The organism is Pseudomonas oryzicola, assembly GCF_014269185.2.
Lineage (GTDB): Bacteria > Pseudomonadota > Gammaproteobacteria > Pseudomonadales > Pseudomonadaceae > Aquipseudomonas > Aquipseudomonas oryzicola.
This window is the reverse complement of record NZ_JABWRZ020000001.1, coordinates 1,773,518-1,795,996: the sequence shown is the minus strand read 5'-3', so window position 1 is coordinate 1,795,996 and position 22,479 is coordinate 1,773,518. Positions and strand designations below refer to the sequence as shown.

The 22,479-nt window shown below is 63.8% G+C and carries 20 protein-coding genes; all 20 read right to left on the bottom strand.

From position 1 onward, the window contains the following. Nucleotides 1–119: 119 nt before the first annotated feature. The 20 genes from HU760_RS08140 to HU760_RS08045 all read right to left on the bottom strand — a co-directional run bounded on the left by HU760_RS08140 (nt 120) and on the right by HU760_RS08045 (nt 22,460). Nucleotides 120–1,409 carry a flagellar hook-length control protein FliK gene (locus HU760_RS08140; protein WP_186679728.1) on the bottom strand — a complete coding sequence of 430 codons (1,290 nt, stop codon included), beginning with the start codon at nt 1,407–1,409 and terminating at the stop codon, nt 120–122. Nucleotides 1,410–1,481: 72 nt separating this feature from the next. Beyond that, nucleotides 1,482–1,829 (bottom strand): Hpt domain-containing protein, encoded by a 348-nt coding sequence (locus HU760_RS08135; protein ID WP_186679726.1) that lies wholly within the window; start codon nt 1,827–1,829, stop codon nt 1,482–1,484. A 49-nt stretch (nt 1,830–1,878) separates the two neighbouring features. After that, nucleotides 1,879–3,570 carry a fused response regulator/phosphatase gene (locus HU760_RS08130; RefSeq protein WP_186679721.1) on the bottom strand — a complete coding sequence of 564 codons (1,692 nt, stop codon included), beginning with the start codon at nt 3,568–3,570 and terminating at the stop codon, nt 1,879–1,881. Between the two features lie 8 nt (nt 3,571–3,578). Further along, nucleotides 3,579–3,884 (bottom strand): STAS domain-containing protein, encoded by a 306-nt coding sequence (locus tag HU760_RS08125; RefSeq protein WP_186679720.1) that lies wholly within the window; start codon nt 3,882–3,884, stop codon nt 3,579–3,581. A gap of 105 nt (nt 3,885–3,989) precedes the next feature. After that, a complete protein-coding gene (fliJ, locus tag HU760_RS08120) occupies nt 3,990–4,442 on the bottom strand; it encodes a flagellar export protein FliJ (protein ID WP_186679719.1) in 453 nt (150 codons plus the stop codon). A 6-nt stretch (nt 4,443–4,448) separates the two neighbouring features. After that, a complete protein-coding gene (gene fliI, locus HU760_RS08115; RefSeq protein ID WP_170031107.1) occupies nt 4,449–5,804 on the bottom strand; it encodes a flagellar protein export ATPase FliI in 1,356 nt (451 codons plus the stop codon). Further along, entirely contained in the window at nt 5,794–6,564 is a 771-nt protein-coding gene (fliH, locus tag HU760_RS08110) for a flagellar assembly protein FliH (RefSeq protein WP_186679718.1), read from the bottom strand. Before fliH ends, fliI begins: the two co-directional genes overlap by 11 nt. A gap of 160 nt (nt 6,565–6,724) precedes the next feature. Beyond that, nucleotides 6,725–7,744, bottom strand: a complete 1,020-nt coding sequence (gene fliG, locus HU760_RS08105) for a flagellar motor switch protein FliG (RefSeq protein ID WP_013973604.1) — start codon at nt 7,742–7,744, stop codon at nt 6,725–6,727. Further along, a complete protein-coding gene (gene fliF, locus HU760_RS08100) occupies nt 7,737–9,515 on the bottom strand; it encodes a flagellar basal-body MS-ring/collar protein FliF (protein WP_186679716.1) in 1,779 nt (592 codons plus the stop codon). Before fliF ends, fliG begins: the two co-directional genes overlap by 8 nt. 15 nt (nt 9,516–9,530) lie before the next feature. Continuing rightward, on the bottom strand, nt 9,531–9,863 hold the full coding sequence (gene fliE, locus HU760_RS08095) for a flagellar hook-basal body complex protein FliE (protein WP_013973606.1): 333 nt from the start codon (nt 9,861–9,863) through the stop codon (nt 9,531–9,533). Nucleotides 9,864–10,026: 163 nt separating this feature from the next. Next, nucleotides 10,027–11,388, bottom strand: a complete 1,362-nt coding sequence (locus HU760_RS08090) for a sigma-54-dependent transcriptional regulator (RefSeq protein WP_186679715.1) — start codon at nt 11,386–11,388, stop codon at nt 10,027–10,029. Continuing rightward, on the bottom strand, nt 11,388–12,605 hold the full coding sequence (locus HU760_RS08085) for a sensor histidine kinase (protein WP_186679713.1): 1,218 nt from the start codon (nt 12,603–12,605) through the stop codon (nt 11,388–11,390). The genes HU760_RS08090 and HU760_RS08085 overlap by 1 nt, the downstream gene beginning before the upstream one ends. Before the next feature lie 188 nt (nt 12,606–12,793). Beyond that, entirely contained in the window at nt 12,794–14,269 is a 1,476-nt protein-coding gene (fleQ, locus tag HU760_RS08080) for a transcriptional regulator FleQ (protein ID WP_186679710.1), read from the bottom strand. Between the two features lie 168 nt (nt 14,270–14,437). After that, nucleotides 14,438–14,734, bottom strand: a complete 297-nt coding sequence (gene fliT, locus HU760_RS08075) for a flagellar protein FliT (RefSeq protein ID WP_170031119.1) — start codon at nt 14,732–14,734, stop codon at nt 14,438–14,440. Nucleotides 14,735–14,746: 12 nt separating this feature from the next. Then, nucleotides 14,747–15,142, bottom strand: coding sequence for a flagellar export chaperone FliS (gene fliS, locus HU760_RS08070; RefSeq protein ID WP_170031121.1), 396 nt, complete (start codon nt 15,140–15,142; stop codon nt 14,747–14,749). Between the two features lie 141 nt (nt 15,143–15,283). After that, nucleotides 15,284–16,684 (bottom strand): flagellar filament capping protein FliD, encoded by a 1,401-nt coding sequence (gene fliD / locus HU760_RS08065; protein WP_186679707.1) that lies wholly within the window; start codon nt 16,682–16,684, stop codon nt 15,284–15,286. A gap of 80 nt (nt 16,685–16,764) precedes the next feature. Continuing rightward, nucleotides 16,765–17,142, bottom strand: a complete 378-nt coding sequence (locus HU760_RS08060) for a flagellar protein FlaG (RefSeq protein WP_186679697.1) — start codon at nt 17,140–17,142, stop codon at nt 16,765–16,767. Nucleotides 17,143–17,215: 73 nt separating this feature from the next. Continuing rightward, the gene (locus tag HU760_RS08055) at nt 17,216–18,067 is read right to left on the bottom strand and encodes a flagellin domain-containing protein (RefSeq protein ID WP_170031127.1); all 852 of its coding nucleotides are present in this window, start codon (nt 18,065–18,067) and stop codon (nt 17,216–17,218) included. A 251-nt stretch (nt 18,068–18,318) separates the two neighbouring features. Then, a complete protein-coding gene (locus tag HU760_RS08050) occupies nt 18,319–19,254 on the bottom strand; it encodes a ketoacyl-ACP synthase III (protein ID WP_186679695.1) in 936 nt (311 codons plus the stop codon). A gap of 308 nt (nt 19,255–19,562) precedes the next feature. Beyond that, the gene (locus tag HU760_RS08045) at nt 19,563–22,460 is read right to left on the bottom strand and encodes a TIGR00180 family glycosyltransferase (RefSeq protein WP_186679693.1); all 2,898 of its coding nucleotides are present in this window, start codon (nt 22,458–22,460) and stop codon (nt 19,563–19,565) included. Nucleotides 22,461–22,479: the final 19 nt, after the last annotated feature.

Sequence of the window (22,479 nt, the reverse complement as noted above, 5' to 3'; positions counted from 1 at the left end):
CATGGCGTCGCAGGTTCGGCACGTTGCAACAAATGTGGGAGCGGATTTATCCGCGATGCGCCGCGCGGGCGGCGCTGGCCCGCAAAGGCGCCGCGAAACCCAAGGCATACACCCCGACATCAGGCGTAGTAATCGACCGCACTGTCACCGATAACCAGTTGCTGCTCCACCGGCCTGCCGCTGTCGGCGCTCTCGGTACCGCCCTGCTCCGCCTGACGCGCAGCCACTCCCGACAACTGGCTGCCCTGGGCCTGCGCCTGCTGTTGCTGCTGTTGCTGCCCGCGCGACTGGTCGGCCACGTTGACATCCGGCTGGGCCAGGCCTTGCTGGGTGAACAGTTCGCGCAGGCGATGCACCTGGCTGTCAAGGGCATCACGCACACCGGCGTGGCCACTGATGAAGGTGATCTGGGTCGACTGGTCCGTCGCAACATTGACGCGAATGTCCAGTCGACCAAGCTCTGCCGGCTCCAACTGTATGTCCGCCGACTTGAGGTTCTGGCTGGACAGGTACATGACCCGGTTGACCAGGCCCTCCGCCCAGGCGTTCTGGTTCATTGACAGCGGCTGGTGCAACGGGCTGGCATTGACCGGCACGGCGTTGGCGGTCTTGGCCGTGGCGGCCTGGGTCAGGTTGGCCAGGCGGTTGGCGAAATCATCCACGCGGGTGTCGCTGCTGGCGCTCTTGGTGTCCTTCAGGCCATCTTCGAGCAAGGCACCGAAGGCCTTGTCGCCGGCCTCACCGCCCTCAGCCGCACCCGCCGAATCCCCCCCGCTCCCGTGAACCAGGTTCGCCAAGGTATTGACGGGCGCAGGCGCATCTTCACCTTTGGCCGACGCTGGATCCTGAGCATGCACCGAGGTTGTCCCTTTGGCCTGGGCACTGTGTTCCAGGGCCAGGCGCAAGGTGGGCAGGTTGGCCAGAGGATCGGCCTCGGGATCGAAGGTTTCCTCGGCAGCCGCCGTCGCAGGCGGCGCGACAGCAGGCTGCGCCGTGGCGGCCTGCAGCACCGGTGCCACCGTCTCGGCCTGGGCCTGGATCAGTTGCGCGCCGGGCTGGGCGTCGGTGACCTGGCCGGCCACCAAGTTGGCATCGCGCATATCGGTGTCGGCCTGGACCTGGGCCTGGCCGTCGGCTGGCAATGGCTTGCCGTCATCGGCAACAGCGGGCGTGTCGGCGGGCTCGGCCTTGCCGCCTTGTGCCGCTTCGGCTTTGTCCTTGGGCTTGGCCTGGGCGACCTTGTCGTCTTGCCCCGCAGCCTTGTCCCGGCCCTGCCTGGCCATTACCTGGTCAAAGCCGGCGCCCTTGTCCGCCGGTGCCTGCAGCGGTTTGTCGGCCTGTACGGCGGGCGAACGCGAGGTATTGGCAATGGCGTTGGCTTGCAACAAAGGGTTGGGTGCGACAGGCATCGAGCGGTCTCCGCGCCAGGAACAAAAAAAACATCCGAGCATAGAAAAGCAAGACTCGCGCCAAGTTGCGTATCAACCCGTCAAAATACGTTGCTGCTCATCCTGATAGAATTGCTGCACTACGAAGAACTCCTGATCGATACGGGAGATCAGGTCCTCGATGCCATATAGCGGGGGCCGCCGAGTGCACTCCTCCAACTGCTGGCACAGGCCGGCCAAAGCAACCGCACCCATGTTGCTGCTGCTGCCCTTGAAGCTGTGCGCGACCGCACCGAGCTCCTCGGCACTTCTGGCTGCATGTAACTGGCTCAGGCGCCGTTCGGAATCGTCGAGGAAGGTCTGCACCAGTTGCAGATAGCCATCCTCCATGACTTCACGCAGGTCGCTGAGTACCTTTTGGTCAATATGCATGTCAGTCACTTGCTCACTCCCTTGATCAAGCCAGATTATGCCCGAGCCAGCCTATGGCTCACCAGACGAACTCCACCTGCGCGCACCGCCCGCCTTCGCTCCAGCGCGCGCTGCTGGCCAGCCGCTGTACCAGGTTCAGCCCACGTCCACTCAGGCGCCGCTCCAACGCTGGCTGCGTCAGCACCCGTTGCACATCGAACCCGGCGCCGCTGTCGCGGACCTCGATGATGAGACGCCCGCCGTCGCCATACGGTTCAACCTTGAACTGGATACGCACGTAGCCGTCGGTCAGTTGCGTCAGCCGCCGCGCGCGTTCCTCGTAGTAGGCGGCGAAACCCTGTCCATCGCGTTTGAGCTGCGAGTCCAGGCCCAGCACACCGTGCTCCAGGGCGTTGGAGTACAGCTCGCTGAGCACGCTGTGCAGGTTACCGGTGCGCGCGCGCAGGCCATGGATTTCCTGCAATAACTGCACCAGATAAGGTACCGGATCGAAGCGCTTGAGGCTCTCGCCGCGCACCTCGAACCCCAGCGACCAGTCCAGCGGGCTGGAGCGGCCACTGTCAGCGTAGAGCGTCGGCGCTGGCACCCGCTCCTCGACGCTGGACATACGAATGTCGCACATACTGATGTCATCTCGCGGGCGCCCGCCGAAGCGCTCCAAGGCCTGCATCACTTCATCGAACAGGCGCGCCGGGTCACGGTTCTCGGCCAGCACCTGGTGCAGGCGCTGCACGCCGAATAAACGCTCCTGGTCGTCGGCTGTATCGATCACGCCGTCCGACAGCAGCAGCACGCGCTCGCCCGGCGCCAGCGGCAGCACCTCGGTCGAGTCATCGAAACGCTCGGCGGGCAGAATACCCAGCGGCAGGTGTCGCGAACGCAACGCCGACAGCACCTGCCCCTGCACCGACAGGCGATAGCCATCGGGCATGCCGCCGTTCCACACTTCCACCGAACCGCGCTGCATGTTGAGGTCGAGCAGCAGCGCACAACAGAACATGTCCACGGGCAGGATGCGTTTGAGCTTGGCGTTCATCTCGCGCAGGATCTGCGCGATGCCGTAGCCCTTGGCGGTCATGCCGTAGAACACTTCAGCCAGCGGCATGGCGCCGACCGCCGCCGGCAGGCCATGCCCGGTGAAATCACCGAGCAGCACGCGCATGTCACCGGACGGCGTGAAAGCAGCCAGCATCAGGTCACCATTGAACAGCGCATAGGGCGACTGCAGGTAACGGATGTTGGGCGCGGCCAGGCAGCCGGAATGGGCCACCTTGTCGAACACCGCCTTGGCTACCCGCTGCTCGTTGAGCAGGTGGTGATGATGCCCGGCAATCTGGTCGCGCTGCTCCAGCACGGTGGCCTGCAACCGGCGCAAGCGGTCCATGGCGCGGATCTTGGCGCCGAGAATCACCGCACTGTAGGGTTTGGCCATGAAGTCATCGCCACCAGCCTCGAGGCAACGCACCAGGCCCTCTTCTTCGTTCAGCGAAGTCAGGAAGATGATCGGCACCAGCGCTTCGCCGGCCAAGGCCTTGATCTGCCGCGCCGCCTCGAAGCCATCCATTACCGGCATCAGCGCATCCAGCAGCACCAGTTGCGGACGCCGCTCGATGAACAACGCCACCGCCTGCTCGCCGTTTTCCGCCGTGACCACCTGATGCCCCTGCCGGCGAACGATCTGCGCCAGCAGCAGGCGGTCGGCGGCACCGTCCTCGGCAATCAGCACGGTCAACGCCTGTTCGGCCGGCATGTCGGCGCTCAACTGATATCGAAGAGTTTTTCGAAATTGGAGATGGCGAGGATCTTGCGGACATCGGAGCTGGCATGTACCACGCGCACATCCGAATCATCACCACCGGCATGGTCGCGCAGCAACAGCAGCATGCCGAGCGCGGAACTGTCGAGGTAGGTGGTGTCCTTCAGGTCGACCACCACCGAATCGGGCCGGCTGGTCTGGCGCTCGTAGGCGTCACGAAATTCCTGATGCTTGCCGAAATCGAAGCGACCCTTGATCTTGATCGTCAGTTTTTTCCCGTCCTGCGAAAAATCAGTCTCGACTGCCATGCTAGCGATTCCTTCGATGATGGCGGATACAGCTCCTTTAAGGTTTAGCAGGCACTGGCGGGAGTGGCAAGCTCATGCCTTTATCGGCCCTATCACCGCCACAGGCTATAGGTGATTCTGCCGCGGCAGGCGCTGCGACAACTCATCCAGCAGGCGCTGTTCTCGCTTGTCTTCGGCGAGCCTGGCTTCTTCCTGGTAGCGTTGCACCAGCTTGCGCAAGCCCTCTACCCGGGCATAGGCCTGTTGCCAGGTGCCACGGGCGTTGTTGAGGTTGTTCTGGTGCCATGCAAGGCTCTGGCGCTGCTGGGTCATGGCCGTTTCCAGCTGGCCGAGGAAACGCTGGTAATTGACCAGCCAGTTGCCGTTGACGCCCTGCCCGCCACGGTTGATCCATTGCAGCTGATAATCCTCGCGGAAGCGTTCGAGCTCGGCCAGCTTGGCCTGGGCCGTCGCCACCAGCTGCTGGAAATGCCCAAGGCGCTGGGCCGCCTTGCGCTCGGCCTCCTCGGCCATGGCCACCACCGGCGCCAGGCGCGCGGCGCGTCCGGGCTGTGCCATGGCCTATCAGCCCGCCGGGGGCGTGAAGATCGCCCCCAGTTGTTCGCGGCTTTGCGCCATGCTGACGTTCTCCTGCAGGCCCTGGCGCAAGAATTCCACCATCTGCGACTGCAGGGCGATGGCCAGGTCGGTTTCCGGGTCGCCACCGGCGACGTAGGCACCCACGCTGATCAGGTCACGGCTCTGCGAAAGGCGTGACCACAACTGCTTGAGCTTCTGCGCCTGGCGCAGATGGTCGGCATCGACCACCTGGGGCATGACCCGGCTGATCGAGGCTTCGATGTCGATCGCCGGGTAATGGCCTTCCTCGGCCAGCCGGCGCGACAGCACGAAGTGGCCATCGAGCACGCCGCGCGCCGAGTCGGCAATCGGGTCCTGCTGGTCGTCACCTTCGGACAGCACGGTGTAGAACGCGGTGATCGACCCACCGCCCGGCTCGCCGTTGCCCGCCCGCTCCACCAGCTTGGGCAGCTTGGCGAACACCGACGGCGGGTAACCGCGGGTGGCCGGCGGCTCGCCGATGGCCAGGGCGATTTCCCGCTGGGCCTGGGCGAAACGGGTCAGCGAGTCCATCAGCAACAGCACGTTCTTGCCCTTGTCGCGGAAGTACTCGGCAATGCGCGTGCAATACATGGCGGCACGCAGGCGCATCAATGGCGCATCGTCGGCGGGTGAAGCCACCACCACCGAGCGCTTGAGGCCTTCTTCACCCAGGATGTGCTCGATGAATTCCTTCACCTCGCGGCCGCGCTCACCGATCAGGCCGACCACGATGATCTCAGCTTCGGTGAAGCGGGTCATCATGCCCAGCAGCACCGATTTGCCCACACCGGTGCCGGCGAACAGCCCCAGGCGCTGGCCACGGCCAACCGTGAGCAGGCCATTGATGCTGCGAATACCCACGTCCAGCGGCTTGCTGATAGGGTCGCGGTTGAGCGGGTTGATCACCGGCCCGTCCATCGGCACCCAGTCCTCGGCCTTCATCCCACCCTTGCCATCCAGCGGGCGGCCGGCGCCGTCGAGCACCCGGCCGAGCATGCTCATGCCCATCGGCAGGCGGCCGCTGTCGCCCAGCGGCACCACCCGGGCGCCCGGGGCGATACCGACGATGCTGCCAACCGGCATGAGGAACACCTTGGGTCCGGCAAAGCCCATGACTTCGGCCTCGACCTGCACCGGGTGGTAGCTGTCGTCGTTGATCACCAGACAGCGGGTGCCAACCGCTGCGCGCAGGCCTTCGGCTTCCAGCGTGAGGCCGACCATGCGCAGCAGGCGGCCTTCGACGACGGGCTGGGCCGGCAGCTCGATGGCTTCGGCATAACCGCCCAGGCGCTTGCCGAAGCTGGTGCGCTCAAGCTTCATCGGGGCTGCCCAGGTTGACGGCGATATCCGCCGCCGCCGGATGCAGGGAATGGTCGTGCAAGCGGTCGAACAGCTGCGCCACGGCCTTTTCGATGCGGGTCTCCATGCTGGCGTCGATGCGGCTGTGAGCGGTCTCGATGCGACAGCCGCCCGGGAGCAGCGCGCTGTCTTCAAGCAGTCGCCAGGTTTCCTCATGACGTTCGCGCAGCGCCTTGACCAGCTCGAAGTCCTGCGGATTGAGGTGAATACGGATGTTGTCGGCGCCCATCGGCAGCAGTTTGAGCGCCTCGCGCAATACCTGGGTGATGTGACTGGAATCGCTGCGCAGCTCGCGACCGATCACCTGGCGAGCCATGTGCGCCACCAGGTGAACAACCGATTTCTCGATTTGCGTATCCTGTTCGGCGATAGGCTCCATCAGGTTGCTCATCAACCGTTCGAGGCTTTCCAGCTTGGCTTTCAGAGCCTCTTCGGCTTCCTGACGAACCTTCAGCTGGGTGCTGTGGAAGCCCTCGCGCTCGCCGGTGGCGAAGCCCTCGTTGTAGGCCTCCTGGCGGATGGCCTCCAGTTCTTCAAGGGTCAACGGCTGGACTTCCTCCAGCGGCACTTCCTCGACTTCGTCCTCGATGACCTCGGGTTCCGGCTCCGGTTCGGGCTCGGGCTCCGGTTGCGGATCGAAGCTGGGCAGCGCCCACACGTCCACGCCCTCGAGGTCGCGGGCGCGGATCAGGTCGCTGGGGTGATGTTCTTTGGTGGGCATGCTGTCATGTTCTCAAACCATGTTCAGCCGACACGGTCCCTGTGGGAGCGGGTTTACCCGCGAAAGCGTCGGCAGCGACAACTTCTATCGCCAGGTCTGACGCCTTCGCGGGTAAACCCGCTCCCACAAGGGGCGGCGTCGGTCTCAGATCGCGAATACCTTAGATCATTTCCTCGGCGCCCTTGCCACCAAGCACGATCTCGCCGGCCTCGGCCATGCGTCGGGCGATGGTGAGGATTTCCTTCTGCGCCGTTTCCACGTCGCTGACCCGCACCGGCCCCTTGGCTTCCAGGTCGTCGCGCAGCAGCTCGGAGGCACGCTTGGACATGTTCTTGAAAATCTTGTCCTTGACCCGCTCGTCGGCGCCCTTGAGCGACACCACCAGCACGTCGGACGACACTTCGCGCAGCAGCGCCTGGATGCCGCGGTCGTCGACGTCGGCCAGGTTGTTGAAGACGAACATTAGGTCCTCGATCTGCTCCGACAGGTCGCTGTCGATTTCGCGGATCGCGTCCATCAGTGCACCTTCCACCGAGCTGTCGAGGAAGTTCATGATGTCGGCCGCTCGCTTGATACCGCCCAGGGTGGTACGCGCCGCATTGGAGTTGCCCGAGAACTGCTTCTCGAGGATCTGGTTCAGCTCCTTCAGCGCCGCCGGCTGCACGGTGTTCAGCGACGACACGCGCAAGACGATGTCCAGGCGCACCTTGTGGTCGAAGTTGCTCAGCACTTCGCCAGCCTGGTCGGGGTCGAGGTAGGCGACCACGATGGCCTGAATCTGCGGGTGTTCGTAGCGGATCACGTCGGCCACGGCACGCGGCTCCATCCACTTGAGGCTGTCCAGGCCGCTGGTGTTGCCACCGAGCAGGATGCGGTCGACCAGGCCGTTGGCCTTGTCCTCGCCGAGGGCCTGGTTGAGCATCTTGCGGATGTAGGCGTCGGAACCGACACCCAGGCTGGTCTGGTCGCCGACGATCTCGACGAACTCGCTCATCACCTGCTCGACCTGGTCGCGGTGCACATTGCCCATCTGCGCCATGGCCACACCGACCCGCTGCACTTCCTTGGGCCCCATGTGGCGCAGCACCTGGGCCGCATCGGTCTCGCCCAGCGAGAGCAGGAGGATCGCCGCCTTGTCGACGCGGCTCAGCTTGGCGGTAACGGCTCGGTTATCACTCATCGGCGTTGATCCACTCTTTCACGACCTGGGCCACACGGCCCGGGTCTTCGGCCACCAGGCCTTTGATTGCGTTGAGCTGTGCCTCGTAGCCCTCGGTCGGGCTAGGCAGCAGAATGCTTGTCGGGCCACCCAGAGTGACGCGGTCGTTGGCCAGTTCGCCCTCCAACCCCACCATGCCGCCCAGCTCCATGTCGCTATCCTGGGCAGCCTGCTTGCCGCCCCCGGTGATGTTGTTCAGCACCGGCCGCAGTACACCGAACACCAGCACCAGGATGAACACCACGCCCAGCACCTGCTTGACGATGTCCCAGAACCACGGCTGCTGATAGAAGGCGATGTCGCTGATTTCCTCGCCACGGTCGGCGGCGAACGGCACGTTGATCACCGTCACGCTGTCGCCACGGCTGGCATCGAAACCGACCGCGTCCTGCACCAGGCGAGTGAAGCGCGCCAGGTCCTCGGCACCCCACGGGGCACGGGTAGTGTCGCCAGTGGCCGGGTCGACCTTGACCTGGTCATCCACCACCACCGCCACCGACAGGCGGGTCATGCGCCCCTGCTGCTGACGGGTGTGGCTGATGGAACGGTCCAGCTCGAAGTTCTTGGTACTCTGTTGCCGCTTGTCCGACGGATACGGCGCCAGCATCGGCTGGCCGGTGGCCGGGTCCATGATCTGCTGGCCGTTGGCATCTACCAGTGGCTGGCCGGGCTGGATGGCCGCCGCCGGCGCGGCGGTACCGCCGGTGGTCTGCGGTGCCGAGGCCGGGCCTGGCGGCTGGTTGCTCAGCGCACCGGGCACGCCCTGCGGGCCCTGGCTGCTGGCACGTTGTTCGTCGACCGATTGCTCGCTGCGCAGCGCCGGCTGGTCGGGGTTGAACTGTTCGGAGGTGGACTCGACCGCGCTGAAGTCGAGGTCGGCAGACACTTCGGCCTTGTAGCGGTCATTGCCCAGCACCGGTTGCAGGATGTTGTGCACGCGCTGGGTGAGCATGCTCTCTACCCGGCGGCTGTAGTCGAACTGCTTGCCGGCCTGGGTCAGCGCAGTGTCCTGGATCTGCTCGGACAGCAGGTTGCCTTTCTGGTCGACCACGGTGACCTGGGACTTGTCCAGTTCCGGCACGCTGGTCGCGACCAGGTTGACAATGGCCATCACCTGCCCGGCTTCCAGGGCACGCCCCGGGTACAGCTCGACCAGTACCGAGGCGCTGGGCTTGCGTTCGTCACGCACGAACACCGAGCTTTTCGGGATGGCCAGGTGCACGCGTGCGGCCTTGACGTTGTTCAGGCTGGACACGGTACGCGCCAGTTCGCCTTCCAGGCTGCGACGATAACGGGTGGCTTCCATGAACTGGCTGGTGCCCAGGCCCTGCTCCTTGTCGAGCAGCTCGAAGCCGACATTGCCATCGCTCGGCGCCACGCCGGCTGCGGCCAGTTTCAGGCGCGCACGGGAGAGGTCGTCGGCCTTGACCAGCAGAGCGCCGGAATTGGGCTCGACGTTGTAGGGGATGTCGGCAGCGGCCAGGGTATCCATGACCTGCTTGGTGTCCATGCCCGCCAGGCTGCCATACAGCGGGCGGTAATCCGGTTGCTGCGACCACAGCACCACGGCAAAGCCGATCGCCACGCTGGCGGCCAGGCCGACCAGCAGGCCGACCTGGCGCAGCATGGGCATCTGCGCGATGTTTTCCAGAAACGCCATGCCGAACAGCGGCGGCTTGGCCGCGGGCGGGCCGCTTTTCACGGGGGCGTTGTCGACGACTGCTTCAGCCATGGTTTACGTCCGTCCTCAAACCGGCATCTGCATGATGTCCTGGTACGCCTGGACCAGCTTGTTGCGTACCTGGGTCAGTGCCTGCATCGACACGCTGGCCTTTTGCGAAGCGATCATGACGTCAGTCAGGTCGACGCCGCTCTTGCCGATCTCGAAGGCGTTGGCCAGCTGGGTCGAAGCCTGCTGTGTCTCATGCACCTTGCCGATGGCCTGGCCGAGCATGTCGGCAAAGGTACTCTGCCCCGGCGCCAGTTCGGGGGCAGCAGCCACCTTGGGCAGCGACATGGCATCGGCCTGCATGGCCCGCATGTCCAACATCAGACGATTGAATTCAACACCTTGGCTCATGACCCTTCTCTCTCCTGCGGCCGCATTTTTTTGACGGGATGCGGCGGATAGCCTACGTAAAGCAACAAAGGTGCCAGCCTTGGAATGTCAGTTGATCCAGCGCCTGTGCCACGGCTTTCATGATGACCAGGCGAGCCGGGGCGCGATGCGGCCCCGTAGGCTTTCAGCCGAACAGGCTGGCTTCGACGTCAAACCCGGCATCGCGCATTTGCGCCAGCTTGTAGCGCAAGGTGCGTGGGCTTATGCCCAGGCGTTCGGCCGCTTCTTTGCGGCGGCCACGTTCGGCACGCAGGGTGTCGATGATCATCTGGTACTCGTGGCGGCGCATGTCATCACCCAACCCGCCGGCTTCGACCACCACCTCGGGCGGCGCCTCGCTGCCGACCGACAATGGAATGGCGCCCGCCAGACAAAAATCCGCCGCCTCGATCACACCACCCTGCTGCAGGATCAGCGCCCGCTGCAAGGCGTTGTCCAGTTCACGCACGTTGCCCGGCCAGGCGTGCCCCTGCAGGCATGCACGGGCCGCTGGTGACAGGCGCACCGGAGCGTGCTTCATCTTGGCCACATGGCGGGCCAGCAACCGCTCGGCCAACTGCAGGATGTCGCCCGGGCGTTCGCGCAACGGGCGCCAGGCCAGGGGGAACACCGACAGGCGGTAGAACAGGTCTTCCCGGAAGCGCCCTGCCGTCACTTCGCCGGCCAGGTCGCGGTTGGTGGTGGCCAGCACGCGAATGTCCAGGCTGATCGGTTTGCGCCCGCCTACCCGCTCTACTTCACGCTCCTGCAGCACCCGCAGCAACTTGGCCTGCAGGGCCAGTGGCATTTCCGAAATTTCGTCGAGCAGCAAGGTGCCGCCTTCGGCCTGCTCGAACTTGCCGGCCTGAGCAGCGATGGCGCCAGTGAAGGCACCTTTCTCGTGGCCAAACAAGGTAGCTTCGAGCATGTTGTCGGGGATCGCTGCGCAGTTGATCGCCACGAACGGTTGTGCAGCCCGTGGCGATTGCTGGTGAATGTAGCGCGCGAGCACTTCCTTGCCGGTGCCGGACTCACCCGAAATCAGCACGGTCGAGTCGCTGCGCGCCACGCGCGCGGCCAGCTCCAGCAACTGCCGGCTGGCCGGCTCGCAAGCCACCGGCCCCTCTTCGTCGGCCGCTCCCAGTCGCCCGGCAGCATGGCGTTCGACCAGGCTGAGCAAGGCCTTGGGTTCGAAGGGTTTGACCAGATAATCGACGGCGCCCTGACGCATGGCCTCGACCGCACGCTCCACTGCAGCATGCGCGGTCATCAACAATACCGGCAGTTGTGGCTGCTGGCGGCGTAGCTCGGCCAGCAACTGGTGCCCGTCCATGCCGGGCATGTTCACATCGCTGATCACCAGGCTGAAGGGCTCTTCCTGCACCGCGCCCAGCGCCTCCTCGGCACTGCCTACCGCCTGGTAGGCAAAACCGCCGATTTCCAGGGTATCGCCCAACGCCTGACGCAATACCCGGTCGTCCTCCACCAGCAACACCTTGACGGCCATCACGCCCCCTCCGCCAACTGCCCGTCGATCAACGGCAGCTCCACACGCACGCAGGTACCACGGCCGACCTTCGAGCGCAGGCTGAGCGAACCCTGATGCGCGCGCACCACGGCCTTGACCACGGCCAGGCCCAAGCCGGTGCCGGTGGGTCGAGTGGTCAGAAACGGTTCACCCAGACGCCCGAGCAACTCTGCCTCAATGCCACTGCCAGCGTCGCTCACGCACAGGTGCAAGGTGCGCTGACGGCGGAACAGGTGCACCTTCAGCCGCGCCGGGCCGTCGCTGGCCTGCAGGGCATTCTCGATCAGGTTGAGCAAGGCGCCGACCAGGGTATCGCGGTTGCACAGCAACTCACCCAGGTGGCTGTCGCACTGCCAACGCACGGCGTGCCCCTGTACATGCACCTGGGCTGCCTGCTGCAGCGCCTGGAACAATGCCTTCGGCGTCACCCGGTCGCCCAGCGGCAATTCGCCCCGGGCAAACACCAGCATGTCACGCACCTGGTGCTCCAGCTCGTGCAGGCGCTCTTTCAGGCTACCGGCAAAACGTTGGCGGGTTTCCGCGTTCAGGTCTTGTTCGGGGTCGGCCAGGTGGCTGGCGTAGAGCATGGCCGCCGACAGCGGCGTGCGGATCTGGTGGGCCAGCGAGGCGACCATGCGCCCCAGCGACGACAGGCGCTCATGGCGGGCCAGCTGGTCTTGCAGGCGACGGGTTTCGGTCAGGTCGTTGAGCAACACCAGTTGACCGGGTTCGGCATCCAGCGAGCGGGTGGCAATGGACAGGCGACGGCCATCGCGCAACGAGACTTCGTGGCCGTCGTCCTTGCGCGGGGCAAAGCTGCGGGCGATCACCTGGCGCCACAGCTGGCCGAGCAGCGGCTCACCGAGCAGTTCGCAGGCGGCCGGGTTGGCTTCACGCACCAGGCCCTGGCCATCGATCACGATGACCCCGCCAGGCAGCAGGTCGAGCAGGTTCTGCAGGCGATTGGCCAGGCGCTCCTTTTCGCTCAGCTCGGCGATGCGCTGGGCGCTGACGACTGCCAGCTCACCCTTGAGTTCACTGACCCGTGCTTCGAGCAGGCTATAGGACTGGCTTAGCTGGCTGGACACCTGATTGAACAGGGCAAAAGCCTGTTCGACGCCCTGGCGGCTTTCCTGCTCGACCAGGGATTGGCCCTGCGCAAAGGGGGCTCGGGATACGTGGGCGGCCTGGGGCATCGTGCTCTCTCGCGTGGCTGACCGTCATAAAAACGGTATGTTGCCAGCGGTGTAGCAATAGCCGTGCCGGAGATGGGGGTTTAGTGCAGGGCGTGGGTATTGTGCTGGGGCGGAGATCGATGCGCCGCGCGGGCGGCGCTCGATCCAACAGGCATCGGAAAGACCAGGGCGAACACCCGCCCCAGCCATCAATCCTCCGCCTGCTCCTCGCCCCCCTGGCGGCTCATGCCGTATTTGCGCATCTTCTCGACCAGGGTGGTACGACGAATGCGCAAACGTTCCGCCGCTCGGGCGACGATACCGTTGGCATCGTCCAGTGCCTGCTGGATCAGGCCCTGCTCCAGGCTACCGAGGTAGTCCTTGAGGTCCAGGCCCTCGGGCGGCAGCATCGCGTGGCTGCTGAAGTTCGGCGTATGGCCATTGATGGCCACGCGCTCTTCCAGGTCGCTGCGCAGGCTGTCGACCATCTGCTCGTCTTCGTCATCGACGTAGCGGAATTTCTTCGGCAGCTCGGACACGCCGATCACCCCGTATGGGTGCATGATCGCCATGCGCTCGACCAGGTTGGCCAGCTCACGCACGTTGCCCGGCCAGCCATGCCGGCACAGCGACATGATCGCGGCAGAGTTGAAGCGGATGGATCCGCGCTTCTCGTGCTCCATGCGCGAGATCAGTTCGTTCATCAGCAGCGGGATGTCTTCCACGCGCTCGCGCAATGGCGCCATCTCGATGGGGAATACGTTCAGGCGGTAGTACAGGTCTTCGCGGAACGTGCCGTCCTCGATCATGGTCTCGAGGTTCTTGTGGGTCGCGGCGATGATGCGCACATCGATGCTCTGGGTCTTGTTGCTACCCACCCGTTCGAAGGTGCGCTCCTGCAGCACGCGCAACAGCTTGACCTGCATCGGCAACGGCATGTCGCCGATTTCGTCGAGGAACAGGGTACCGCCGTTGGCCAGCTCGAAACGCCCGGCACGGCTGGTGATGGCTCCGGTGAAGGCGCCCTTTTCGTGGCCGAACAGTTCGCTTTCCAGCAACTCGGCCGGGATCGCCCCGCAATTGACCGGCACGAACGGCGCTTCACGGCGCTTGGAGTGGTAGTGAAGGTTGCGCGCCACCACTTCCTTGCCAGTGCCGGACTCGCCGAGGATCAGCACGCTGGCATCGGTATCGGCCACTTGCTGCATCATCTGGCGCACGTGCTGGATGGCACGGCTGGTGCCGACCAGGCTGCGGAACAGGTTGGGTTCGCGCTGACGGCCACGCTCGCGGGCCTGGTCGTACATCTCGCGATAGACCTGGGCACGGTGCAGCGAATCCAGCAACTGGCTGTAGCTTGGCGGCATTTCCAGGTTGGAAAGTATCCGGCGACGAAGGTCCTCCGGAAACTCCACAGAAGAAATTTCACCTAAAAGCAGAACCGGAAGGAACTCATCCCACCCTGCCACTGTCTTAACGAGCCCAAGGAGATTGCCCGGAGCATTCACAGCACCGATGAGCACGCACAGCACTTCACGACTCGAAGACAACGGCTCGACCACTTGCTGCCAGTCCTGGCTGGAGCAAGCGAGGTTTTCTTCGCCCAAGAAGTTAAGCACCACCGCGAGATCGCGGCGGCGGGCGCTGTCGTCATCGATCAGCAGAATCTTGGTTTCACGCCACATGCAATAGCAACTTCCCTAGTCATTCGGCGCCCAGCAGGGGCGTGTTCGACATCATTCCGACTGAATGGTCAGTGTTCGGACGTCTGAAATTCGAAAACAGCCACTAGTAAAGTCAAAAAAAACCAACCAGTCAAATTAATGGCGCATGGCTTTTGGCAACATCTGTGGTCACGAGAACAAATGGTATACCTTCGCGGCATTTTTCGCCTGACGGATTTTCGTCATTTCTTCGACCAGGGATTGACGTTCGCCACTTGCAACTTCAATTAATTGGCGATAAACGCTCAATAATTGCTCAAGGCTGGCACTGACATCGGCCTCGTTGCCCTTCGCCTCGGTCAGCATGTCGCTGATGCGCAAGCGGCACTCCAGGTCCAGCTCCCCTACCGCTTCCCAGTCACGGTTGGCCAGCGCCGCCAGTAGCAGCTCCCGGGTTTGCTCGATTCGGGCGATTACTTCGCTCATGTCACTCCTTTGTCAGGAAGCCGCCGACTGATCGCCGATTGCGTCCCAACCTTCCTTCACAGTGATCAGCAGGCGTGCCACTTCATCGATGATAGCGGGGTCACCCTTGGCGTTGGCCTCGATCAAGCGACGACTCATGTAGGTATACAAGCTGTCCAGGTCGGCCAGGCTGTCGGCGTGGTTTTCCAGGTCCAGGCCTTCGCGCAGCCCGCCGATGATGTCGATGGCCTTGCCGATGAGGATACCCCGCTGCGCGACGTCATTGCGCGCAATCGCCCCCTTGGCCTGCGCCATGCGGTCCAGGCCGCCCTGCATGAGCATCTGCACCAGACGGTGCGGGCTGGCTTCGGACGTTTGCGCCACACCATTGACTTTCTGGTACTGCCGAAGGGCCAACATCGGGTTCATGGATCTACCTCGTTGCTGCAAAAAAGGTTGCTTGTACCTGTGTATCGCCGGGCCGTCAAAAAACTTTAGGCGCACAATGGAAAAGCCCGACACGCCTGCTGACGCCGTCGGGCTTTTTACGTTACCGCGCTACCGTTGCGGTCAGGAGTTCTTGGCCTGCGCGTTGAGGGCATCGAACACGGACTTGATCTGGTTGGCCTGGGCATTGAGCTTGGCCACCGCGGTATCCATCGCGACGAACTTCTTGGTCAGCGACTCGGTCAGCGACTCGGTGCGGCGCTCCAGCGCCAGCTGCTGATCGGCCAGGTTCTTGGCTACCTTGTCCAGGCTGGCCTTGCGCGTGGCCAGGCTGCCATCGGTGGAGTTGTAAGGGTCAATGGCCTTGTTCATGCGCTCGAAGATGCCATTGGTACCGGTGAACAGCTCCTGCACCTCCGCGCCCAGCTTCTTGTCGTTCATGGCCGCGTTGAACTTGGTGGAGTTGAACTCCAGGGTGCCGTCCTTGGTGGTGTTGATACCCAGCTGGCTCAGGGTGGTCAGCTGGCTGCCCGCGCCCACTTCGGAAAGCACCTTGCGGATATCGTTGACCAGCGAACGGGTGGTCGGGTCGTTGGTCAGCGGCCCCAGTACCAGGTTGTCGTCATCGTCTCGCGAGGTGGAGGTCAGCGAGGTGATTGCCTTTTGCAGGGTGTTGTAGGCATCGACGAACGACTGGACGGACTTCTGCAGCCCCTCATTGTCAGCCGCCACCGTGATGCTGGTGCTAGTGCCAGCAGCGGAAACACCGGTCAACTCCAGCGTCATGCCGCTGATGGCGCTGTCGATGGTGTTCTTCGCGCTGGTCACCTTCAGGCCGTCAATGGTCAGCTCGGCATCATGAGCCGGATCGGTGATGTAGCCGGCACCCGTGCCGGACATCTTGACGGTGCCATCGATCTGCAGTTCGGGAATACCGCTGAGCGAAATGTCCGAGCCAGCCCCGGTGGTGGTGGAGGAGAGCACCAGCCGCGCGCCACCCTCGGCATTGACGATGTTGGCCGAGACACCCTGGACGTTGAGCTCCTTGTTGATCTGGTCGCGCACGCTTTCCAGGGTGGCGCCACTGGCGATGTCGATGTTCCAGTTGTTGCCACCCTGGCTCACGGTCAGCTGGCCAGCACTGATGGCCGAGGTCGAACCGCCGGCGAATTGCTGGCTGGCGACCTTGGAGCTGGTGGCCATCTTGTCGACCACGATGGAGTAGCTACCGGCCACCGCCTTGTTGCTGGAGGTGACCTTGATCACCGCCTCGTTGGCCGACTTCGCGGAGTAGGCGTTGAACGACGGCGCGTTCGGATCGTTGAGCTTCTTCATGGCGTCCTGGAACGCCGTCAGGGCGCTGCGCAGCGAGCCCACACCCGAAATCATTGCGGCGTTGTTGCTGGTTTGCCGGGTGATCTGCGCCTTTTTCGCCGCAGTGTCAGCACTCACCAGCGCCTGGACCATTTCGGTGATGTTCAGCCCGGTACCCAGACCGATACTGGAGACAATGCTACTCGCCATGACCGTTATCCCTCTCTTGAAACGTCAGCCCCGCTCCTGCAAGGACCGACATGGAACGCCCCTGAAGCATTCGTCGCCAATCAGGCCTTGGCGTCGAACAAAAGACTGTTTACATCGCTCAGGCTGTGAGCAATCCGCAATGCCTCTTCCGAGGGCAACTGGCGAATCAGCTCTCCAGTCTCGCTGGCGATGACCTTGACCACGATCTTGCCGGATTCTTCGTCCGTGGAGAATTCCAGGTTACGACGGGTCGAACTGAGAAACTTCTCGATTTCCGAAACGGCCTTTTTCACCTTTTCGGCATCATGTGCACTTTCCGCAGCGGTGACTGCCTTGGGTTCCAGCGTATCGCCGTTACCACGCGGCGCGTCGGCCGAGCGGGTGACCGGCTTGTCGACGGCCGGGTCGGCCGGACGAGCGGTCGGGTAGGACAGGTTAAGCTTGACGCTCATGTCCATGTTTTGCCACCTCGCAATGAAAAAGCGGGGGAAGCGCCAGAATGCGCACTCCCCCGCCGGTCACCATCAGCGATTACTGAAGCAGCTTCAGTACGGCGGACGGCAGCTGGTTGGCCTGGGCCAGAACCGAAGTGGAAGCTTGCTGCAGGGTCTGCTGCTTGGTCAGCTGGGCAGTTTCAGCAGCGAAGTCGGTGTCCTGTACACGGCCACGAGCGGCTTCGGCGTTTTCGTTGATGTTCTGCAGGTTGTTGACGGTGCTGGTCAGACGGTTCTGCGAAGCACCCAGGTCAGCACGGGTGGTGTTGATGGTTTGCAGAGCGGCGTCGATGGCGTCCAGAGCAGCGTTCATGCTGGCTTCGGCTTCGGCGCTGGTCGAACCGGTGATGGCGATGGAGGCCGAGTCAACACTCAGGGTCTGGGCGTCGAAACCGCTGTCCAGGCTGATGCTGATCTGGTTGTTGGCACCGGAGTTGGAACCGACCTGGAAGGTCAGGACGCCAGCGGTACCGTCCAGCAGGTTCTTGCCGTTCAGCTGGGTCGACTTGGCGATACGGCTCAGCTCGTCGGACATTTGTGCGAACTCTTTGTTCAGAGCTTCACGGTCCTTGGTGCTGTTCGAGTCGTTTCGCGACTGGACTGCCAGTTCACGCATACGCTGCAGGATGTTGGTCTGCTCTTGCATCGCGCCTTCAGCGGTCTGGGCGATGGAGATACCGTCGTTGGCGTTTTTGATCGCCATGGTCTGACCACGGATCTGCGAGGTCATGCGGGTAGCGATCTGCAGGCCGGCGGCGTCGTCTTTGGCGCTGTTGATTTTCAGGCCGGAGGACAGACGGGTCATCGAGGTGCTCAGTGCATCGGAAGCACGGTTCAGGTTTTTCTGAACGCCCAGAGAGGTGGTGTTGGTGTTAACGGTCAAAGCCATGACGAATTCCTCGTTGGATTGGGTACTACGGCTTCCGGCCTTGGCAAATCGCCGGGTGTGGCACAGAGAACCTTCGTAATAGTTATCTTCGTCAGGGCGGGTTTCTTTAGCGGTTTTTCGAAAAAATTTACTGGCAACCTGCCACCCCAATGAAATCAAGGAGTTGACGCCAGATTACAGGCGCCAAAAGGCAGCCAGGGAGGAAAAAAACGCCGCCTGAAGGCGGCGGCGTCTAGATCAGCGCTGTGCGCTCAGTCACGTCGCTCGATGATCGCCGAGCCCCAGGACAGGCCCACACCGAAACCACTCAAGGCCACCCGCTTGTGCTGGGAACCAAGCACATGCTTCTCGAGCAGCAGCGGAATGCTCGACGACACGGTATTGCCGGTCTCGACCATGTCCTTGACGAACTTCTGCTTGTGCTCGCCCTCGACGAAGCGCGCCGAGACGGCATCGACGATCGCCGCGCTGCCCTGGTGCAGGCAGTACAGATCGATGTCGTCAGGCTGCAGGGCACTGGCTTCCAGCAGTTGCTGCAAATGCGCCGGTACTTTCACCAGGGCGAAGTTGTAGACCTGGCGGCCGTTCATGAAGAACTTGCCATCCGTGGTGCGCAGGTGCTCGGCACCGGCGCCGTCACTGCCGAACAGTGACTTGCCCAGCTGCCAGGCAGCGCCCTCACCCATCCAGGTAGCGGTGGCGGCATCGCCGAACAGCATGGTGGTGTTGCGGTCTTCGGGGTCGACGATCTTCGAATAGGGATCGGCGGTGATCAGCAGGCCATTCTTCAGCCCGGCGGCTTCCATGAAGCCCTTCATCGCGTACAGGCCATAAACATAGCCGGAGCAGCCCAGCGAGATGTCGAAAGCAGCCACGGCAGTCGACAGGCCAAGCTTGTGCTGGACGATCGCCGCAGTGTGCGGCAGGCCTTCGGCATCACCGTTCTGGGTGACCACGATCACCGCATCGATGGCTGCCGGGTCAAGCGATGGATTGGCAGCGAACAGGTTCTTCGCGGCCTCGACGCAAAGGTCGGAGGTTTCCTGGGCAGCTTCCTTGCGCGGCAAGAAGGTCGAACCGATCTTGCCGAAGATGAAATCCTGGTCTTTGCCGAATTTCGCGCCCTGCGCGTAGTTGTCCACGCCTTCAGTGGGCACGTAACTGGCGATGCTTTTAATGCCAATCATATGGCTTCCCAATTCAGTAACAGCGAAATACCCGCCAGGGCCAAACGGCAAAACGCCAGGCGATACGGGTGGTTCCCGATCCCTGACGGCTTGTCCGGGGGCGACGCGGCGGTTCCCGGTTTCGACAATATACAGTGAAGATGCGCGTTCTGACTCTTAAGTCACGCTCTTTTTGTCGAATCGACAAAGCAGGCAAGTCGGGCCGCCTTGCGGCCCTTCGCGGGCGGGCCCGCCCCCACGGATCTGACGTCGGGATCGGCCAGTGCGCGATCCCGGGTGGGAGCGGGGGCTGCAAGGCAGCCCTGCGATCAGGCGATCAGTGCCTGCCACTCGACCCGGCAGTGCGGGTCCAGGGTGAACAGCGCAGCGCTACGGCTGTGCCCGGCGTTGTAGAACGGGTCCTGCGCCTGCGGGGCACAGGGCAGCGCCGCCACCTGGCCATGGCGCACCACCTGGGCCTGGGGCGTCCAGACCACCAACAGCCCGGCCTCGGACACGCTCAGGCAGACCGCCACCTGGGCGGCGCGAATACTCGCCGCCTGTTCGTCCAGCCCGCCCAGCGCCCGCAGCACTTCGGCCCGCACCATCAGGCAACCCGACACCGCCGAGACGTTGTGCTCCACCTGCAAGCGCTGCAGGTAGCCCGGCGCATCCTTGGCCAGGCCCTGGAACGCCGGGCGGATGCCCGCCTCGCCCGCCAGCACCAGCCCGGCCTCGAGCACCTTGCCGTCGCTGCCCAGCAGCTTGCCGCCAACCACCCCGACCTCCGGCCGCTGGGCCTGGTTGAGCAGGCCTTCCAGCCAGTTGGCATTGAGCACCTCGGCGTCACTGTCGAGCATCACCAGGTACTCGCCCTGCGCCTCACGGCTGGCCAGGTTGAGCATGGCGGCCGGCGCCATGGCCTGCTCGCTGCGGATAACCCGTACCCGGCTGCCGGCAGCCGCCAGGCTGGCCAGCCATTCGCGCAGCTGCGGCGACTGGCTGGCGTTGTCGGCGATGACGATCTCGTGGTTCTGGTAACGCGTGCGCTGCAGCACACTGACCAGACACCTCTGCATTGCTTCAGCATTGTCTTGGCAATGCAGGAGAATCGAGACCGCCGGGCGCTCGGCATGCCGATAGTCGATCTGGTGAGTGCCCGGGTGTACCGAACCCACCGTGGCCGCATAGCCACGCTGGGCCAGGCGGCGAGTCAGCACCGCCCGCTCCTGGTCCTGGCTGTCGAGCGCTGGTGCGTTACAGATCAACAGCGGCTCGGCGAGGTGCGCCAGGCCGGCCAGGCCTTGCTCACCGATCATGCGCAGCAGCAGGTCGAACTCCAGCGCCAGCGGATACTGGCTGTCGAAGCCACCTGCCGCCAGCAGCAAGTCACGGCGCAGCAACCAGTGGCGCGCCATCACCCCCGGCACGCTCTGCAGCAGGTCGAGACTGGTGCCAGGGCGCAGGACTTCACGCAGACGACCATCCGCCTGCACCTGGATTTCATCCATGGCCACCGCGCGAATGCCTTCGGCACCCAGCAGTTCGAGGCTGGCCCGGAGCAAGCCGCTGGCGGTGAAACGATCGCCGGCTTCGGCCAGCACCACCCAGTCGGTATCCAGCTGGGCGACCGCCTGGTTGATCTGGCGTACGTGGTCGTTGCTGTCGACCTTGACGAAGTGCACGGTCTGCCCGGCATTGGTCACCATCGGCAGGTCGCCACTGGTCAGCACCACTACCTTGAACCGGCGGCACGGGCCAGCCATCAGGCTGTCGAACGTGGCCTGCAGCTTGTCCATCTGCGCATCCAGGTCGAGCAGCACGATACCGAAGCTTGGGCCACCGTCTGCTGCAGCCAGGCGCTGCCGGGCCAGGCTTGCCTGTTCGGCGTCAGGCGTGCGTGCTTCGAGCCAGTCCAGCAACTGGCCGGAGGGCAGCGATGCGAGCAGCGCCTGGCTGTCATAACTCGGCAAGGCCTCGAGCCGGGCCAGCCAAGGCCGCAGCGGTGCGGCCTCGGCTTCGTCGCCGGCCGCCTCCAGCGAGGCCAGCAGGCGCTCCACCACCACCCGGTTGAACGGGCTCAGGGCCAGTGCCTGCCACAGTCGCGCACGGATGGTGCGCTCGTTGTCATTGGCATTGACCTGCATCAGCGCCTGCTGACGCACCAGGATCGCTTCGAGCTCACGCAGCTGGATGCGCCCGCAAGGCATGGCATGGATCAGGAATTCCAGCTGTGCCAGCAGATCGAACATCGGCTGGTTGTAGAACGGCATCTCGACGAACTGCTGTTTGCCGAAGATGCGCAACGGCTCGGGGCTCGGCACGTTCCAGCGCGAGGTGATAATCATGCAGCCATGCAGGGCGCGACCGCTGAGCAAGCCCTCGGCCATGGCCTGGAAGCCTTCCAGCGCCACCTGTTGCACCCGTTCGGCACCGAGGCCGCTGAGGGCTGTCGGGATCGAGGCGAGAAACGCGGCGAACTGCTCACGCTCCTGGCGACTGCGCTCGTCGCGGTTGGCCAGCACGGTGAGCACGTTGGTGTTGTGGTCCGAGCCCCCCAGGTTGGCTTCACGCACCGCGTACGGAATCGGCAGGATACGCGCCTTGGCGTTGGCCAGCAGGTAGAAGGTATGGCCAATTTCCTGCCACTCGAAGCTGGTGTTCGCCGGCAGCAGCGCATACCACTGCTGCAGCAGGTCGGTACGGGTGACCGCGTAGAACGGCGGCAGGAACTGGCCCATGAACTCGACCAGGCGCTGGGCCGGGTCGTCGCTGCAGTAGTCTTCCTGCACGCGCTTGTCGCGCCGGTAGAAGTGCACCTCGGTACCGTGCCCCACGTACATCATGCCGTAGCCATGGCACACGCCGTAGTCCGGGTGTTGCTCAAGGAACTGCACCGACTGGGCCATGCCATCGAACAGCAGGAAGTCGTCGTCCGCGGCAAAGGTCATGAACGGCGTGCGCACTTCGTTCACGCCATAGGCGAGCTTGTCCTGCAGCCCTTTGTAGGTGTACTGCGGCAGGTGGCGGTAGTCCACCTGCGGGTAGTCCGCCTGCAGGGTGGCGTCGGCCTGGCTGGAGGAGTCCAGCACCAGAATGCTCGCCGGGAAGTCGCGATAATAGTGCAAGGCCCGACGCAGGAACGCCGGACGGTTATGGGTGATCAACACCACGGTGAAACGCTCGCGCAGCGAGCGGTCGATGAGCGGGGTATCCTGAAGCTGCATGAAGACCTTCCTGCTGGTG